The following is an 18,573-nucleotide window of genomic DNA, read 5'->3' as shown; positions in this document are numbered from 1 at the left end:
AGTTGTTTGCAGTGTTTTAGTGTATCGAGTTGTCTTTCAGATGGCGACCGGTTTACACAACCACTTTTTTCCTTCGGATGAGCGTGCGCACTTGCTGCAGACATACTGACTATTACGGGTAATGGCGGCTATTTCATCGATATGCTTGGAGATGAGTTCGCTCTTAAGTTTACAAAGGCTTTTAGCTTTAAGGGAATTAGCCATTCGCAGATACCTGCATCCTGTTGATTAAAGCCATGTTATACAATATCCCCTCTGGGTTGTAAATGATAATGATTATCAACCCTGTTTTATTGGCGATGTGCCGAACGGCTCTGCTTAGTGGACCCTTCGGTAAGTGATTGATGGTTGAGACGGCTATCGAGTAAATGGGCTGCCGAATGATATGACTATGAGTTTGTTTTGGTGACTTTGCTTTTGATCAACGATTGCCACAGAGGCTTTTCTCGATCAACTGTTTAATCGTCAATCTAGCGAGGAGTGTGACGAGCTTTGAGTTATTGGAAAGTAATTTCAATCGGGTTGTTAATTATCGTGCGGTTTCCTCTATAATGGCGGATCTATTTTGACCCAATTTCATCTAGCCAGAGCCATAAGCGAATCCCGATGTTGCAGATCTATAACACCCTGACTAAAGAGAAAGCCCCTTTTAAACCGTTAGAAGAGGGCAAGATCAACATGTATGTGTGCGGTATTACCGTATACGATTTCTGTCATATCGGGCATGCGCGTGTCATGGTGGCGTTTGATGTCATTACCCGCTATCTGCGGGCGCGGGGATGGGATGTGACCTACATTCGTAATATCACCGATGTTGACGATAAGATCATCAAACGGGCGGCTGAAAATGGTGAGCGTCCCGATCAACTGACCAATCGTATGATCGATGCGATGCATGAAGATGAAGACCGGCTGAGCGTTCTGCGGCCCGATCAAGAGCCTCGAGCCACGCGTCATATTCAAGATATTATCGATATGGTTCAGGTCTTGATTAATAAAGATTATGCCTATGCCGCCGCCAATGGTGATGTTTATTACCGAGTTGAAAAATTTGCCGACTATGGTCGCCTGACCAATAAGAATGTTGATGAACTCCGTTCCGGTGCCCGAGTGGAAGTTCAGGATGCGAAAGAGAGCCCATTGGATTTCGTCCTGTGGAAGGCGGCCAAAGCCGGAGAAGTCAGTTGGGAGTCTCCTTGGGGCGCGGGTCGTCCCGGTTGGCATATCGAATGTTCCGCTATGTCTAAATGCTGCCTAGGGGATACGTTTGATATTCATGGCGGCGGCCCTGATCTACCGTTTCCGCACCATGAAAATGAGATCGCTCAGTCTGAAGCGGCCAATGGTGTTAAGTATGTCAATACCTGGATGCATGCTGGGGCCGTGCGCGTCAATGCTGAGAAGATGTCTAAATCGTTAGGCAATTTCTTTACCATTCGCGATGTGCTGGAAAAGTATGATGCAGAGGTGGTCCGTTATTTCCTTTCATCCGTACACTACCGCAGTTATATCGATTATTCGGAAAACAGTTTAAAAGAAGCTCGCAGTGCTTTAGAACGTTTCTATCAAGCGCTGAACGGTGTTGATGCACTCGCAGCTGAACTGGATAACGATTACGATGCACGTTTCTATGCCGCTATGGATGATGACTTTAATACCCCCAAAGCCTTGGCGGTGCTGTTTGAGTTGGTCAATGAACTCAACTCAGCAAGTCGGGCAGGGGATGCGAAAGCCTCAGGTTTGGCGGCCCAACTGAAGCGGTTAGCGGGCATTATCGGCTTGTTGCAACAATCACCTGAAGCTTTTTTACAAGGTGAAACAAAAGCCGGTGAGATCGCGCCGGAGCAGATAGAACTGCTGATACAGCAGCGGGCTGATGCGAAAAAGGCTAAAGATTTTGCCGCCGCGGATCAGATTCGTGAAGATCTGGTCGCTCAAGGCATCATTCTTAAAGATAGCCGCGAGGGAACCACCTGGTTCCGTGAAGGTTAACGGCAAATCACTTTATGCTGCTGAGAAATAACACCTGAGTCGCTATAAGTTTTCATTTATACCTAAGGCAGCTTTGAGCTGCCTTTTCTATGTGTAAGGACAGAGTCAATGAGTCAGACAACACTGGTTATCTTTTGTAAACGCCCCCTGCATGGGCAGGGTAAGCAGCGTATTGCTGCTACCTTGGGGAAAGATGCCGCTTATCAGGTTGCCTGTGCGCTTTTAAATTGCGCCCTTGAGGATTCACGTAGCTGGCCTGGCCCCGTTGTATTATCACCGGTGAGTGAAGACGATCGGCAATGGGCAGAAGATCTGCTATTGCAGGATTATCAGGTGGTGCCACAGTGTGAAGGTAATTTAGGGGCCAAGCTGAATTATGTCGATCAGGTCTTACGTCAGCAGGGGGCTTCTCGGTTACTGTTTATCGGTACCGATGCGCCAGAACACACGGTGCAGCGTTATGCGGAGTTTGATCAACTGTTGCAACAGCATGATATTGTGCTGTCTCCCGCCGAAGATGGAGGTGTGACAGCGATGGGGGGCAGCGAGCCCTGGCCTGCTTTAGAAAATCTTGGTTGGAGTACGCCGGCACTAGGTGAGCAGTTAGCCTCGGCTTGTGAAACGGCTGGTTTTCAGGTTGCTTTCAGTTCCACTGGGTACGATGTTGATACCGAAGCTGACCTGCGCCGGTTATTGGATTCAGTAGCCTATGATTCAAGACCCGCTAGAGTACAGCTACTATCATTAATACATGCATTACTTGATTGAACTGTAAGGGGTTTATATGGAACTGATTCGAAGCCGGGACTGGTATACAACGGCTGACGGCGCAGACCGAGGGTATATCCGTCCTCACTTATTAAAAGAGCTGTGGTTTCATACCGGTACTGCTTGCAATCTAAGTTGTGATTTCTGTCTTGAGGGTTCCAGCCCCGGTGATACACGGCTTGAGTTAGTAAAATTGGATGATGTCGCCCCCTATATCGACCAAGCTGTCGAGCTAGGTGTTGAGCAGTTTTCATTTACTGGTGGCGAGCCTTTCTTAGCCAAAGATCTGGTTAAAATTTTGCAACAGGCGGCTGAACATGCGCCTTGTTTGGTGCTGACCAACGGTACTGATGCGGTACAAAAGCGTTTGCATCAGTTAGTACCGCTGTTAAAGAGTCGTTATCCCGTGAGTTTTCGTATCAGTATCGATTCCCATATCGAAGCTGAGCATGATGCTGGGCGTGGCGAAGGTATGTTTGATCTGGCGCTGAAGGGAACGAAAGCACTCTATGATATGGGCTTTCATGTTTCTATTGCACGGCATATGGCTGATGGGGAAGATACCGTCGCTGTTGAACAGCAGTATCGGGCGATATTAGAGAATTACGGTATTCCTAGCGATACTAAATTCGTTGCCTTCCCCGATTTTCTACCGCCCGGTAGTCATGGTCATGGGCCGGATATTACCACTAACTGCATGACCCAGTTTCATACTGAAGAGACCCGCAACAGCTTTATGTGCTCCTTTAGTAAAATGATCGTTAAGCAGCGTGGGCGGATGCGTATTTATGCCTGTACGTTGGTGGATGATGACCCTGAATATGATATGGGCAGTGATTTGCGAGCATCGTTAGAACAACAGGTCAGCATGAAGCATCATCGTTGCTTTAGTTGTTTCAAATATGGTGCTTCCTGTAGTGAAACTTAATTAACCGAACCTCGATTAATTCCATTTTAATTAAGCATCGTCCGTTGGTTAAGAGAGTCCGATGAATTCATATCCTATCACGGCCGTTATTCCGGTCGGGCCAGCTGAAACCAGTTTGCAGCCAATGCTTCGACAGCTGGATTATCTTTCGGCAGCGCAACAACTTATCTTTGTGTTCTGTCCCGAATCTGCGTTGTTGATCGCCCAGTTGCCACAGGATGAGCGGATTATCACGCTAACGGTTGAAGCGGGGCGGGCAGTACAGATGAATGCTGGGGCGCAACAGGTGAAATCTGGGTTTATTTGGTTTGTCCATCTAGATAGCCGGTTTTCAAATACACAGTGGCAAATGCTTAATCAAAGCCTAAAGCGCGCGCCCCACGCATTACACTATTTTAATCTGCGTTTTCTCGCGGATGGTCGTGGCCCAATATGGCTTAATAGTCTAGGTGCTAACCTTCGCTCGCGCTGTCTTGGTTTGCCCTTTGGGGATCAAGGTTTTTGTCTTTCTGTGGAACAATTTAACCGCCTAGGTGGTTATCCTATTGATGCTCCCTATGGCGAAGATCATCTATTTGTCTGGCGCGCGCATCATGGGGGTGTAAAATTAGTGAATATCGGTTCAGTACTCACCACCAGTGCGCGTAAATATGCGAGTACTGGATGGTTCCAGCTGACATTTCGCTATCAACTCTATTGGCTCAAGCAGGCCTTGCCACAATTGTGGACCTTGTTAAAGCATAAGTTGTCGTAACGTTTAGTTGAGTACCGACAGACTTCATGCTTGATGACACGGGTTTTCTTTGATGAGTAAATTCTCTACCTTGACGCAGTTGTTGCGGTTCATGTTGCCTTATCGTCGCTATTGGATCGGCGCCATGATCGCTCTGCTGTTCACCGCCTCGATCACGCTGGCCATTGGGCAGGGCGTTCGTTTGGTGATTGATAATGGCTTTGTGGCCGGTTCTGTCTCTCAGTTGAATCAGTCTATTTTACTGCTGGTGGCGATGGCGGTATTGATGGCCTGCGGTACCTTTATCCGTTTTTATCTGGTGTCATGGTTGGGTGAGCGGGTCACTGCGGATATCCGCCAAGCGGTGTTTGATAATGTGATTAGGTTGCACCCGAGTTTTTTCGAAACCAATCGCAGCGGCGAGATCATGTCGCGTTTAACCACCGATACGACCCTGCTGCAATCGATTATTGGCAGCTCTTTTTCGATGGCTCTGCGCAGTGTGGTGACGACGTCGGGCGCACTGCTTATGCTGTTCGTCACTAATATTAAACTGTCACTGATTATTGTGGCCGGAGTACCGTTGATACTGCTGCCGATTCTTATTTTTGGTCGTAAGGTACGCAAACTCGCACGTCAAAGTCAGGATAGTATTGCCGATGTGGGCAGCTATGCAGGTGAAGCGATTCAGCAGATTAAAACCGTACAGAGTTATACTCAGGAAGCGCATGAGAGCCGCGCTTTTAGCGTGGAAGTCGATAGTGCATTCCGAGTGGCGCAGAACCGTATTCGTCAGCGGGCGCTGTTGATGGCCATGGTGATCCTGTTGGTCTTTGGCGCGCTATCAGGGATGCTATGGGTGGGCGGCTATGATGTTATTAACGGTACGATGTCTGCCGGTGAACTAGGCGCCTTTGTGTTTTATGCGCTTATCGTCGCGATGGGAGTAGGCACGATGTCTGAGGTCTACGGTGAACTGCAGCGGGCCGTGGGTGCAACAGAGCGTTTAATGGAGCTGCTTGACGCTGAAAGTGATATAAAACCGCCTGAAGGCAGTACTTTGGTGACCAAAGCCTCGCATAGTGATGCTCAGGTCACTACTCAAGAAGTGATACCCACGGCCGCTACGTTACCCGCTGAGCTATCCCTATCGCATGTGTACTTTAATTATCCCTCACGGCCAGATCAGCCAGCGCTAGAGGATTTCTCCTTAACCTTTAAAGAGGGCGCAATTACAGCCTTAGTTGGGCCATCTGGGGCCGGCAAATCAACGGTGTTTGAGTTATTGCTGCGTTTTTATGATCCGCAACAGGGTCAAGTTCGCTTTGCTTCACAAGACTTACGGCGGTTTAACCCTTGGGAACTACGCCAACAGATCGCGCTGGTCTCGCAACAGCCGGCCTTATTTACGGCGAATGTTATCGATAATATTCGTTATGGCCGAGCAGATGCTACCGAAGAGGAAGTGATCGCCGCGGCAAAAGCGGCCTATGCTCATGAGTTTATTGAGCGTCTGCCACAGGGCTATCATAGTGATTTAGGCGAACAGGGTGTGCGTCTTTCTGGCGGACAAAAACAACGGATTGCGATTGCGCGCGCCATTCTCAATGATCGCCGAATTTTGTTGCTAGATGAGGCGACCAGCGCGCTGGATACCGAGAGCGAGCATAACGTCCAATTAGCGCTCGATACATTGATGCAGGGCCGTACGACAGTGATTATTGCCCACCGCCTGTCAACGATTTTACATGCGGATCAGATTGTGGTGATGGAGCAGGGGCGTGTGGTAGGCACGGGCACTCATGAATCGTTATTGCAAAGTTCTGATCTATACGCTCGGTTAGCGCAGTTACAGTTCAAACATGATGCACAAACGCAGATTGAGCCTGTCTGAGCAGACTCTCTAGCGAATAGTAAGGATGGTTATCTTGTTGCTCGTAGCTTTAAAGGGCTATTTACCCATCTCTCGACCGAGTCTTTCTAATACGGCAAAGGTTTCATCACTGGCACTTTCCATCAACAATATCCCTTTAAGCGAGCCTTGTAGATCATCTTTTAAAATACGCTCTAATGCTAACAGTCCGCCTTGATGGACATCGGCATGGGGTTTATCCAGAGAAGCAAAGCTTGGCATCGATTGATAAGTTTGTGCGCCATCGCCTTCGTAATACCATTGACCCAAACGGCATTGAGTATGATCGGAGATTTCGCCATGTTCAGGCTCTTTATCAAGCCAGTGGCGGTAAACATTCTGCTTCCAAACCATATGATCCATTTTGACGGTCTCGAGGAAACTGGCCATCGCTTCATCTGTAATGGTTTCGTGCATTGAAATAGAGTGATTGATTAAACGTTCTAGCGAATCATTGGTTTCTGTTGCATTTGTGAGCATGGAGCTACAGCTATCGAGTGTTTCTGAGATGCTGCTGCGGGTTTCGTCAGTGCTGTGATCGATTTGGGAAACTAGTTTTTCAATCTCACCACTGGCTTCACTGGCACGCTTAGCAAGTGCGCGAACCTCGTCAGCCACGACCGCAAACCCGCGCCCCTGCTCGCCGGCTCTGGCGGCTTCAATAGCGGCATTTAGGGCGAGTAGGTTTGTTTGTTCCGAAATGTTTTTAATACTACCGACAAATTTGCTGATCTCTTCCGCGGCGCTGCGCAGTGTTGATACTTGGTCGTGAATGATACTGACTTCGCCATTCACATCGCTGAGGCCGGCCACCAGTTTCTGCATATTGGAGGAGGATTGATCATAGATGGTTGCAGAATCTAAAATTTTGTCTCGCTCTGATAGGAGATGTTTTGCCATTGAGGCGATCCGCTCACGAATACAACTGAGTTTTGAAAATCCTCGAATAGCACCTCGCATCACGTCGACATCGCTATCTTTTTCGCGGGTGGTTTGATCTAGCCTTGCCTCGAGAATAGCAATACGTTCCTGTGCCAGACTTAATTGCTGTCGAAGCTGTTCATTATCCAATTCATGCCTGATAACTTCCTGACGTGATTCAGCCAGTACCCGAGCTCTAACGAACATAAGACCTTACTCTCCTTCGATGATAAACATAGTCGAAACACGGCTTAAGTCGTTAGACTTTTAGTATTAAAACTAGTTAAAAGTTGGACTAAAAGATCAATTCTTACATGTTTATAAATAGAGGTCAAAGTGGTCAAGAATCAGGTAACAGATTGATAAATATGGGTTATGTTGAATAGAGGTCTTTATATTTATTAAATAATCATCATTAGATTGATGTAGCACAATAAATAATATCTCTTGTTTGACGAATAACCATAAAGGTCAAATATATGTGGTAGTGATGATCCAATATAAACAGATGAGCGAAAGTGGAATACAAAAAAGGACGCCGAAGCGTCCTTAAGTTCAAACCGGTTCGTTATTAGAACTGGTTCATGGTGTTGTCTTCACCAGCGGCTTTCAATGCCGCTTCGCCTGCGAAGTATTCTTTGTGATCATCGCCCATATCGGAACCGGCCATGTTCTGGTGTTTAACACAAGCGATACCTTGACGGATCTCTTTGCGTTGTACGCCAGCCACGTAGCCCAGCATGCCTTGGTCACCGAAGTACTCTTTCGCTAGGTTGTCAGTTGACAATGCAGCGGTGTGGTAAGTCGGCAGGGTGATCAGGTGATGGAAGATACCGGCTTCACGGGCCGCATCGGCTTGGAAGGTACGGATTTTCTCATCAGCGATCGCCGCCAGTTCAGTCTCATCGTAATCAACAGACATCAGCTCATCACGGTTGTAGGCAGAGACATCTTTACCTTCTTCAGCCATGGCATCGAATACCTGCTGACGGAAGTTCAGCGTCCAGTTGAAGGATGGGCTGTTGTTGTAAACCAGTTTCGCGTTAGGGCACACTTCACGGATACGGTTAACCATGTTGCCGATCTGACCAACGTGTGGTTTTTCAGTTTCGATCCACAGCAGGTCAGCACCGTTTTGCAACGAAGTGATGCAGTCTAGTACACAACGATCTTCACCGGTACCGGCACGGAACTGGAACAGGTTAGATGGCAGACGCTTAGGACGCAGCAGTTTGCCTTCACGGTTCAGAATCACATCGCCATTTTTCATATCGGCAGGGGTGACTTCTTCGCAATCCAAGAAGCTGTTGTATTGATCACCTAGGTCGCCTGGCTTGTTAGTCACGGCGATCTGCTTAGTCAGACCAGCACCTAAAGAGTCGGTACGGGCTACGATAACACCGTCATCTACACCCAGCTCAAGAAAGGCGTAACGGACCGCGCGGATCTTAGCGAGGAAGTCTTCATGAGGTACAGTAACTTTACCGTCCTGGTGACCACACTGTTTTTCATCAGATACTTGGTTTTCGATCTGGATACAGCATGCACCCGCTTCGATCATCTGTTTAGCCATCAGGTAAGTCGCTTCAGCGTTACCGAAACCGGCATCGATATCCGCGATGATAGGCACAACGTGCGTGATATGGTTATCAATTTGTTCTTGTGCGGCAGCTTCAGCAGCGCTATCACCGGCCTTACGTGCAGCATCCACTTCACGGAACAGGCCGCCAAGTTCACGGGCATCGGCTTGACGCAGGAAGGTGTAAAGCTCTCTGATAAGTGAGGCAACCGAGGTTTTCTCGTGCATAGACTGATCCGGCAGAGGACCGAACTCAGAGCGCAGCGCAGCAACCATCCAGCCAGACAGGTAGAGGTAACGACGGTCAGTGCTGTTGAAGTGTTTCTTAATAGAGATCATCTTCTGCTGGCCGATAAAACCATGCCAGCAACCTAGAGACTGAGTGTACTGGGAAGTATCATTATCGTAACGCTCCATGTCTTTACGCATGATAGCGGCGGTGTACTTAGCGATATCCAGGCCGGTTTTGAATTTGTTCTGGGCACGCATACGGGCAGCGTATTCAGGGTTGATAGCGTTCCAGGCAGAGCCGTAGGTCTCTTTAAGGGCTGCTACTGTTTCGATATCTTTATTCAGAGTAGACATGGCGTTTCCTTCTCTCTTTATTGGCAGCTATAAGGCTGCTCTGTTATTTGGTATGGACGCTATTCTATGTGGGTGGTTAACATAAAGGAAATAAATGGTTATTATAGGGAGTATTCACAGAATAAATGGTGGATTGATGTCGCTATCAATTTACCGGCAAAGCATGATGAGGCGGGCTATTAGTGAACCTTGATAAGATCGATCTTAATCTTTTAGTGTATCTGGATGTCTTGTTGCGAGAACGAAATGTTACTCGTTCGGCAAGCTTGTTAGGTATTACTCAGCCAGCAATGAGCAATGGTTTGCGCCGCTTGCGGGATACTTTTGGTGATCCTCTGTTAGTCCGAACCAGTGAGGGGATGGCACCTACCGAACGGGCGCAGGCATTGCAGCCTTTGTTGCGTCAGATTCTCTCTTCAGTCGGGCAGGTGATCGAACCGAGTAGTGCTTTCGATGCCCGTTCCAGTGATCGAGTGTTTCGTATTATGACCAGTGACTATGGTGAATCAACCCTCTTGCCGCGATTATTAACACGCTTAAGCAAGTTGGCGCCAAATATTGTACTGGATATTATGACTCCCAGCGATATGAGCTTTACCGAGGTGGAGCAGGGGCTGGTTGACTTGGTTATTAACCGCTTTGATACGATGCCGCAGGCGTTTCATCAGAAAACCCTATGGACCGATAGCTTCTCCTGTTTATTTGCGGTGGATAATCCTATCTCCCACAACTTCTGCCTCGAAACCTATTTGCAGGCGAAGCATGTTTGGGTGAGTAAAACCGGTATGGGCGCAGGTATGGGGATCACTCCTAAAGATATAAAGCGTTTAGGTTGGGTCGATGAAGCGTTGGAAAAAGCGGGGCATACGCGGCAAATTACCGTGTTTACTCGTCACTATCAGTCAGCCGTATTAATGGCGCAACAAAAGGGTTTGATTGTTACGGTACCGACACGGGCCGCGACGGTTCAGTCGGATAACCCACGCTTGATGATCAAAAAACCCCCATTCCATATTCCTGGTTTTGAATTGAAAATGGCTTGGAGTCCACTGTTACAACACAATGTAGCACATCAGTGGCTACGTAATCAGGTGACTGAGGTGGCGCAAATGTAACCTTAATCTACCTGCTTAATGGGTGATGGCGCAATCGACGAACTGAGCGGCTCTGGCTGCTGTTGTGTGCTCTTTAAGGCCATCGTTAAGATAATCCCTACAGCCGTCGATAAACCCGCTAGCAGGTAGCTAGAAGTGAAACTACCACTTTGTTCGGCAAGGTATCCCGCTATGGAAGGACCGCCGATCTGACCGACGCCAAAGAAAAAAGTAACATAACCAAATACTTTTCCAGCTTCTGAGGGGGGTAGCATATCGCTGATCATCGCCGCGATAATGGCTGGAATACTGAAAGCGGTTAAACCAAACAGCATCATCGAGATAAATAGCGCCGTGTCGCCTAGGTTCGACGCCACTAAAAGATAAGAAGTTGTTTGAATACCATACACCGTCATGAGGCCTTTTTTTCGGCCGAAATGATCGGATACCCAGCCGAATAGCACGCCAGACATCACGCTAACAATGCCGATTGCCATCCATAACATCCCCGCCTTAGCTTCGCTGAATGCGTATTGCTCAACGAGAGTGGTGACAATAAAGGTGGTGTAAATCACATAGGTGAAGCCAAAGACAAAGTAGATAGCGCCGATATGAGCGATTAGCTTAGAACGTTTGCGGTCGCTGATGTGAGCCTCGGGTATCTTTTGCTTACCGGTGTTTTCACCAAAAGGTTGGCAGGCGAGATCGTTCGGGCTATTGCGGATAAGCAGGGCAACGATCACGGCAACCACGGCAATAGTGATGCCAAAGGCGGCCCAGCCAATGCGCCAGCCGGTATCACTCCAGTGGCTATTTAACCAGGGGATTAAGATGCCGCTAATCACGATGCCTAGGCCGTTGCCGATAATCATATAGCCCGCCGCACGCCCTCGATATTTTTGAGAAAACCAGTGGGCAATCAGTGTCATGGCGGTAATATTGGCGGCGGCACTGCCGATACCGGTGATAAAGTACAGCAGGATAATTAAGGATAAGGTTGTGCTTTGGCTTACCGTTAACATACTGACCGAGATGAGCACTAACCCCGTGACGATGGTGATACGTTCACCGAAGCGGGTAATCATTTTGCCACAAAAAAATACCGCTAGTAGATAGCCAATAAAATTACCGGTACTGATAAAACCCATTTGAGAATAACTCAGGTCGAGGCTGTCGCCCATCGAAGGTAACAGCATGCCCAAGGCGAAGCGTCCCAGACCCATGCAGCAGAAGAGGGTTAGAATGCCTGAGAAGACAATAATCCAAGCGTAATGAAGTTGACCCAACAAAGGGGGTGGCGTTTGACGTGACATAGACGGCTCTTGTGTTATCCCGTGTTAACGTGGTCATTGACAGAGGGCGTTTCAGACGCATGGTTGACTAGGGGGAAACCCTAACTGGAGAGATAATAACCTGAGGGACTATCGTCGGCCAAATGATATTTGCACTGAGTGGAAACCGAGACCAACAAAAAAGGACGCCGAAGCGTCCTTAAGTTCAAACCGGTTCGTTATTAGAACTGGTTCATGGTGTTGTCTTCACCAGCAGCTTTCAATGCCGCTTCGCCTGCGAAGTATTCTTTGTGATCATCGCCCATATCGGAACCGGCCATGTTCTGGTGTTTAACACATGCGATACCTTGACGGATCTCTTTGCGTTGTACGCCAGCCACGTAGCCCAGCATGCCTTGGTCACCGAAGTACTCTTTCGCTAGGTTGTCAGTTGACAGTGCAGCGGTGTGGTAAGTCGGCAGGGTGATCAGGTGATGGAAGATACCGGCTTCACGGGCCGCATCGGCTTGGAAGGTACGGATTTTCTCATCAGCGATCGCAGCCAGTTCAGTCTCATCGTAATCAACAGACATCAGCTCATCACGGTTGTAAGCAGAGACATCTTTACCTTCTTCAGCCATGGCATCGAATACCTGCTGACGGAAGTTCAGCGTCCAGTTGAAGGATGGGCTGTTGTTGTAAACCAGTTTAGCGTTAGGGCACACTTCACGGATACGGTTAACCATGTTGCCGATCTGCCCAACGTGTGGTTTTTCAGTTTCGATCCACAGCAGGTCAGCACCGTTTTGCAACGAAGTGATGCAGTCCAGTACACAACGATCTTCACCGGTACCGGCTCGGAACTGGAACAGGTTAGATGGTAGACGCTTAGGACGCAGTAGTTTGCCTTCACGGTTCAGAATCACATCGCCATTTTTCATATCGGCAGGGGTAACTTCTTCGCAATCCAAGAAGCTGTTGTATTGATCACCTAGGTCGCCTGGCTTGTTAGTCACGGCGATCTGCTTAGTCAGACCAGCACCTAAAGAGTCGGTACGGGCTACGATCACACCATCATCAACACCCAGCTCAAGGAAGGCGTAACGCACAGCGCGGATCTTAGCGAGGAAGTCTTCATGAGGTACAGTAACTTTACCGTCCTGGTGACCACACTGTTTCTCATCAGATACTTGGTTCTCGATCTGGATACAGCATGCACCGGCTTCGATCATCTGCTTAGCCATCAGGTAAGTCGCTTCAGCGTTACCGAAACCGGCATCGATATCCGCGATGATAGGCACAACGTGCGTGATATGGTTATCGATTTGTTCTTGAGCGGCAGCTTCAGCAGCGCTATCACCGGCTTTACGCGCGGCATCCACTTCACGGAACAGGCCGCCAAGTTCACGGGCATCGGCTTGACGCAGGAAGGTGTAAAGCTCTCTGATGAGTGAGGCAACCGAGGTTTTCTCGTGCATAGACTGATCCGGCAGAGGGCCGAACTCAGAGCGCAGCGCAGCGACCATCCAGCCAGACAGGTAGAGGTAACGACGGTCAGTGCTGTTGAAGTGTTTCTTAATAGAGATCATCTTCTGCTGGCCGATAAAACCATGCCAGCAACCTAGAGACTGAGTGTACTGGGAAGTATCATTATCGTAACGCTCCATGTCTTTACGCATGATAGCGGCAGTGTACTTAGCGATATCCAGGCCGGTTTTGAATTTGTTCTGGGCACGCATACGGGCAGCGTATTCAGGGTTGATAGCGTTCCAGGCAGAGCCGTAGGTCTCTTTAAGGGCTGCTACTGTTTCGATATCGTTATTCAGACTAGACATGGTGAATCCTTCTGTTGGTAGCTATCTATCCAGGCATTTTTATAAATACAGTCTGGAGTGAAGCGGTTTACATCTTGTTGCGTCAGCTATTGTCGAAGTGGCTAACGCCTTATAGAGCACTCATCATGCTGCCTTTAAGGAGAGCGGTCAAAGGGTTTTTGTGCATAGCAGCAAAGGTGTAGCTTTACTACATTATCAATTGCTTATGCGCTGTAGTTAAACTACATAGCGGCCGGCTTGCTGCATTGCAATAACGCTAGATATAGCAAGGGATTGAGTCGTTATAGCCTAAAGTCTAGCGACTTTTGTATAGTGGCTAGATGAACGCTTTTACAAAAGAAATGGGTTATAAGATAAGATTTTTATATAGCTAAAAAGTATATTTGAATGCTCACTACAAAATGGGCTAGAGCCAATGAAATCATTGATCTAGCACAGGTAATCTGTATTTTGGCCATGTGTAAACGTAAAAAAAGACCTGCATAGAGGTCTTTTTTGCATCAGCAGAGTAGCTGAGTGTGAGCGTGAATAGGCGTCAACAGAAACCCTTTTGGCATTATTCCGTATACAACGATCCTTGATTATATAGGTCAGCCAATAGTTGCAGCTGTTGATCACTCCATTCACCTTGGTTAATGACAATGGCAGGGGTCTGGCAGAGACTGGTGGCTAAGGTGCAGCAGGTGCCGGACACTTTGAAACAGTTACCGTCGGCATACAGCTGCACTTGGTCGTCATTAATGACACTGTAGGAGAAGCGGCTACCTTCATTGCGAATAAAGCATAGATCACCTGTTTTTAACGCGCCTCTAATCTCATCAATGGTCACCGGCTGTTCTGGGCTTTGATCCAGCTCAGGGTATTTAGGGTCGGTAACAAACTTACCTAACCATTCACCAAGTCGGGCATCATCCTGCAAATAATAGGTAAAGATCGCGCGGATTTTGTCTAACGCCTCGGGGCGGATCTCGCCGGGATTATCTTGCAAGCTAAGATCAGGATCGGTATAGCGTGATTCCGAGGTTAAGGTTTCACCGATAAAGTCGGTGAAGTTACGCATGATTTCTGCATGGGACGGCGCTCTAAAGCCGACCGAGTAGGTCATACAATCATCGGATTCACCGATACCGTTATGGCCTACCTGAGGTGGGATATAGAGCATATCGCCAGGTTCCAATACCCAATTATATTCAGGGTCCCAGTCGGTCATGATCATCACCGGTGTATTGGCTCGACGGGGTGAGTTTTGATCAAAAAAGCCGCCGACTTCCCAGCGGCGCTGGCCTTGGGTCTGAATTAGGAACACATCATAGTTATCGTAATGAGGTCCTACGCCACCGCCTTGGCTAGCAAAGCTGACCATGAGGTCGTCGTAACGCCAGTTCGGAATAAAACGGAACTGTTCGATAATCTCGCTGGCCTCAGGCACCCAGTGATCGACTGCCTGCACCAACAGTGTCCAATGGCTTTCGGGCAGGGCAGCAAAAGTTTCGTCATCAAAGGGGCCGTGCTTGATCTCCCAGTCATTATTATCTGGGCTCTGAATCACTAAGCGGGATTCAACATCATCTTCCAGAGAGAGGCCTGCCAGTTCGTCGGCGCCGACGGGAGCATCGAAATCCGGGAAGGCATTACGTACCAGTAGTGGTTTTTTCTGCCAGTAATCCCGTAGAAATTCTTCGATGGAGATATCGCCAAAGGGTGAATCGCTCATTGGTCAGATCCTTTATCCTGTTGCTTGTCGGATGTTTTGTCCGCGCTTAGGTTTGCCACGGTTTCGTCGATAGAAGAGAGAATCCCGCGTAACATATTCAGTTCGGTACGTTCCGGCCGGGAACGGTTAAAGAAACGGCGTAATTTATCCAACACCTTGCCCTGATGCTGCGGGATGATGAAGCGGGTTTTATGCAGGGCGCTTTCTAAATGGGCATAGAATCGCTCCATATCTTCGGTCAGCGGATAGGGCTCTTCCTGAGGGATAAAGTCATGTTTCAAGTGGGCCTGCCAGATCTCATAACACACGAGTTGAATAGCCGCTGAGACATTCAGTACGGGGTAGTCAGGATTGGCCGGAATGTAGACATGGTAGTTACATTTCTGCAGTTCGGCATTGTGTAGCCCCATGGTTTCGCGGCCAAAAATAATGGCGACCTTTCCCTGTTGAGCTTCACCGACTACTTTTCGAGCGCAGTCATGAGCATCAAAAATAGGTAGATCAAAGGTACGGTTGCGGGCACTGGTGCCAATTACGAGTTGGCAATCGGCGATCGCTTCATCGAGGGTGTCAACCACGACCGCACTGTCGAGTAGATCTTTCGCACCGGCGGCGCGGGCATCGGCTTCTTCATCTGGGTAGATGCGCGGTTCCACCAGATAGAGCTGGCTTAGCCCCATGTTTTTCATCGCCCTAGCAGCGGCGCCAATGTTACCCGGATGAAAGGTGTTGATCAGTACGATACGTATATTGTTGAGCATAGAGTCTTCGTTATTCATGTCAGGCGCTTAATCTTAATGCGTTACCGGCTGACGGTTATTGTTTCAGGTCAGGATTGTTGTCTATCTAAAGCGCTTTAGGCCATTTTTAGTTGGCGAATAAACTGCTTAATATCCCAGATAAAGCGCTCTCGATGCCATAGCTGTGGCGAGTGATCGGCTTTTTCATAAATGTGCAGTTCTGCTTGGGGAATATGATCCCTGACATATTCAGCAACCGGTTTGGCATAGAACTGGCTCTCGTCACCATAGATTAACAGGGCGGGGACGCTGATCTGAGGTAATACGTCGCGGTAATCCGCGGCGGTCAAACTTTCCCAGCACTGGACTAAGGGTTCTGCCTCTAAGCGCTGTAGATGCTCGCGCATCTGCTGAAAGCCACGAGAATTACGGCTGTAATTTTCATATGATTTTTGATTGTAGCCATTAGCCACCAGCTGTAGCAGGCCTTCGGCGAAATCTTCTCGTAGCAGTTTAATCAGTTGTTGGTTGGCCTGGGCATCAAAATGACCATAGATGCCATTGGCCCAGTGCTCATCGGTGACCAGTTTAGGGGACTGATCAATAATGCCGATACCGGCCAAACGGTCACAGCCAAAATCGCGAATATATTGCCATAGGGTCAGAGCCCCCATCGAGTGGCCAACGAGCGTCAGGTTCTGTAGATCATGGTGCTCGATGAGTTGCTGTAGATCGGCGGCCATCGTTTGCACATCGGTAGCTGTCCCCGCCGGCAGATGATGACCACCGTGTCCACGGGCATCCCAGCAGATAACATCATGGTCATCGGCCAGTTCGGCGGCAAAGGGTAACCAGTCTTTGGCGCTAGCGCTCCAGCCATGCAGAAACAGCACCGGGCTGCCTTCGCCTAACCGGAGGTAATGGATTTCAGTGCCATCTTTAGCTATTATTTTTTCCATAAATCAACCAGTTAAAGCGCTTAGTTAAAGTGATAGCATAAAACCTAGCAAGGCCCAGCAATAAAAAAGCAGAGCGCGAGCTCTGCTTTTTTAATCATCGTCAGCGCTACGCTTAGATCGCTTTAGCTTGATCGACCGCGTTGCCGATATAGCTATGAGGTGTTAACTGCTTCAGTTCATCTTTCGCCGCTTGAGGCATATCAAGGGTATCAACAAAAGCCAAAATAGTCGCTTTATTCATATCTTGACCACGGGTCAGTGCCTTGAGTTTTTCGTACGGCTCTTCGATGCCGTAGCGACGCATCACGGTTTGAATCGGTTCAGCTAAGACTTCCCAGCTATTTTCCAGATCGGAATCTAAGCGTGTTGGGTTAAGTTCTAGTTTGCTGATGCCTTTCAGGCTCGATTGGTAAGCGATCAAGCTGTAGCCGAAACCAACACCCATGTTACGTAACACAGTAGAGTCGGTCAGGTCACGCTGCCAGCGAGATACGGGTAGTTTAGCGGCTAGATGCTGCATCACTGCGTTAGCGATACCCAGATTACCTTCAGAGTTTTCGAAGTCAATTGGGTTAACTTTGTGCGGCATGGTTGAAGAACCGACTTCGCCCGCAATGGTTTTCTGCTTGAAGTAGCCCAGTGAGATATAGCCCCAAATATCGCGATCGAAATCGATGATAATGGTGTTGAAGCGACACACTGCATCGAATAGCTCAGCAATATAGTCGTGTGGCTCAATCTGTGTGGTGTAAGGGTTGAATGTCAGCCCTAAGCTTTCGACAAATGTCTGTGCGTTCTCGGCCCAATCGATATCAGCATAGGCGGAGAGGTGAGCGTTATAGTTACCCACGGCACCATTGATCTTGCCCAGCAGTTCAATCTTTTTCAGTTGATTGATCTGGCGTTGTAGCCGGTAAGCCACGTTGGCCATCTCTTTACCAACGGTGGTCGGTGAAGCGGTCTGGCCATGGGTGCGTGATAGCATCGGTTGGGTAGCATAGGTGCGGCCCAGTTGAGCAATCTCGTCGCTGATCTGCTGCATGATTGGCAGCATCACATCCAAGCCCTGCTTGAGCATCAAGCCGTGGGATAGGTTATTAATATCTTCAGAGGTGCAAGCAAAGTGAACAAACTCACTGACGGCGGCCAGTTCTGCGTTATCTGCAATCGACTCTTTAATCAGGTATTCAACCGCTTTAACATCGTGGTTGGTGGTGCGCTCAATCTCTTTTACGCGGTTAGCCTGTGCTTCGCTAAAGTTATCAACCAGCGCATCAAGCACTGCGTTAGCGGCTTCGCTGAGTGGTGGAACTTCGGTGATTTGCGGGTGTGCGGCAAGCTTCTGCAACCAGCGAACTTCAACCGTTACACGGGCGCGAATCAGACCGAACTCGCTGAAGACCGGGCGTAGATCAGCGGTTTTGCTACCGTAACGACCATCAATTGGGGAGATCGCAGAAAGAGACGTAAGATCCATATCGAGTAAATACCTGACTGGGTTAAATTTTGAGCGCGGATTATAGCTAAAATAGGGCCGTAGGG

Annotated in this window: 15 protein-coding genes and 1 pseudogene; 6 read left to right on the top strand and 10 right to left on the bottom strand. The window is 48.5% G+C overall.

The window, feature by feature from the left end; all coding sequences use genetic code 11:
* Positions 1-36 precede the first annotated feature (36 nt).
* Positions 37-204, bottom strand: coding sequence for a hypothetical protein (locus KO512_RS02990; protein ID WP_215950857.1), 168 nt, complete (start codon positions 202-204; stop codon positions 37-39).
* A 402-nt stretch (positions 205-606) separates the two neighbouring features.
* Between KO512_RS02990 and cysS the strand changes: the two genes are divergently transcribed.
* From cysS to KO512_RS02965, 5 genes are all read left to right on the top strand, one after another.
* Positions 607-1,992 (top strand): cysteine--tRNA ligase, encoded by a 1,386-nt coding sequence (gene cysS, locus KO512_RS02985; RefSeq protein WP_215950856.1) that lies wholly within the window; start codon positions 607-609, stop codon positions 1,990-1,992.
* 108 nt (positions 1,993-2,100) lie between these two features.
* On the top strand, positions 2,101-2,760 hold the full coding sequence (locus KO512_RS02980) for a TIGR04282 family arsenosugar biosynthesis glycosyltransferase (protein WP_215950855.1): 660 nt from the start codon (positions 2,101-2,103) through the stop codon (positions 2,758-2,760).
* A 16-nt stretch (positions 2,761-2,776) separates the two neighbouring features.
* Complete coding sequence (locus KO512_RS02975) at positions 2,777-3,688, top strand: radical SAM protein (RefSeq protein WP_215950854.1); 912 nt, start codon at positions 2,777-2,779, stop codon at positions 3,686-3,688.
* Positions 3,689-3,749: 61 nt separating this feature from the next.
* Complete coding sequence (locus KO512_RS02970; protein WP_215950853.1) at positions 3,750-4,442, top strand: hypothetical protein; 693 nt, start codon at positions 3,750-3,752, stop codon at positions 4,440-4,442.
* 52 nt (positions 4,443-4,494) lie between these two features.
* Positions 4,495-6,315 carry an ABC transporter transmembrane domain-containing protein gene (locus KO512_RS02965; RefSeq protein ID WP_215950852.1) on the top strand — a complete coding sequence of 607 codons (1,821 nt, stop codon included), beginning with the start codon at positions 4,495-4,497 and terminating at the stop codon, positions 6,313-6,315.
* 57 nt (positions 6,316-6,372) lie between these two features.
* Here the strand turns inward: KO512_RS02965 and KO512_RS20600 are convergent, their stop codons facing one another.
* The 3 genes and pseudogenes from KO512_RS20600 to KO512_RS02955 form a co-directional block, all read right to left on the bottom strand.
* Complete coding sequence (locus tag KO512_RS20600) at positions 6,373-6,687, bottom strand: CZB domain-containing protein (RefSeq protein ID WP_252734793.1); 315 nt, start codon at positions 6,685-6,687, stop codon at positions 6,373-6,375.
* 87 nt (positions 6,688-6,774) lie between these two features.
* Positions 6,775-7,158: pseudogene (locus tag KO512_RS20595) on the bottom strand (methyl-accepting chemotaxis protein); the annotation flags it as partial.
* 667 nt (positions 7,159-7,825) lie between these two features.
* Entirely contained in the window at positions 7,826-9,418 is a 1,593-nt protein-coding gene (locus tag KO512_RS02955) for an isocitrate lyase (RefSeq protein ID WP_215950850.1), read from the bottom strand.
* Positions 9,419-9,600: 182 nt separating this feature from the next.
* Here KO512_RS02955 and KO512_RS02950 point away from each other — a divergent pair, with 182 nt between their 5' ends.
* Positions 9,601-10,533 carry a LysR family transcriptional regulator gene (locus KO512_RS02950; protein ID WP_215950849.1) on the top strand — a complete coding sequence of 311 codons (933 nt, stop codon included), beginning with the start codon at positions 9,601-9,603 and terminating at the stop codon, positions 10,531-10,533.
* 2 nt (positions 10,534-10,535) lie between these two features.
* On the opposite strand, the gene KO512_RS02945 is transcribed toward KO512_RS02950, so the two are convergent.
* The 6 genes from KO512_RS02945 to purB all read right to left on the bottom strand — a co-directional run bounded on the left by KO512_RS02945 (position 10,536) and on the right by purB (position 18,508).
* Entirely contained in the window at positions 10,536-11,825 is a 1,290-nt protein-coding gene (locus tag KO512_RS02945) for a YbfB/YjiJ family MFS transporter (protein WP_215950848.1), read from the bottom strand.
* Between the two features lie 200 nt (positions 11,826-12,025).
* Complete coding sequence (locus tag KO512_RS02940) at positions 12,026-13,618, bottom strand: isocitrate lyase (RefSeq protein WP_215950847.1); 1,593 nt, start codon at positions 13,616-13,618, stop codon at positions 12,026-12,028.
* 556 nt (positions 13,619-14,174) lie between these two features.
* A complete protein-coding gene (locus KO512_RS02935; protein WP_215950846.1) occupies positions 14,175-15,332 on the bottom strand; it encodes a cupin domain-containing protein in 1,158 nt (385 codons plus the stop codon).
* Positions 15,329-16,093, bottom strand: coding sequence for a tRNA (cytosine(32)/uridine(32)-2'-O)-methyltransferase TrmJ (gene trmJ, locus KO512_RS02930; protein WP_215951061.1), 765 nt, complete (start codon positions 16,091-16,093; stop codon positions 15,329-15,331). The genes KO512_RS02935 and trmJ overlap by 4 nt, the downstream gene beginning before the upstream one ends.
* A gap of 95 nt (positions 16,094-16,188) precedes the next feature.
* Positions 16,189-17,031 carry an alpha/beta fold hydrolase gene (locus tag KO512_RS02925; RefSeq protein WP_215950845.1) on the bottom strand — a complete coding sequence of 281 codons (843 nt, stop codon included), beginning with the start codon at positions 17,029-17,031 and terminating at the stop codon, positions 16,189-16,191.
* 112 nt (positions 17,032-17,143) lie between these two features.
* Positions 17,144-18,508, bottom strand: coding sequence for an adenylosuccinate lyase (purB, locus tag KO512_RS02920; RefSeq protein ID WP_215950844.1), 1,365 nt, complete (start codon positions 18,506-18,508; stop codon positions 17,144-17,146).
* Positions 18,509-18,573 lie beyond the last annotated feature (65 nt).

The sequence above is a fragment of the Amphritea atlantica genome, from assembly GCF_018860855.1.
GTDB classification, from domain to species: domain Bacteria; phylum Pseudomonadota; class Gammaproteobacteria; order Pseudomonadales; family Balneatricaceae; genus Amphritea; species Amphritea atlantica_A.
Note: the sequence above shows the minus strand (reverse complement) of the source record. Positions and strands in the feature narration are given on the sequence as shown.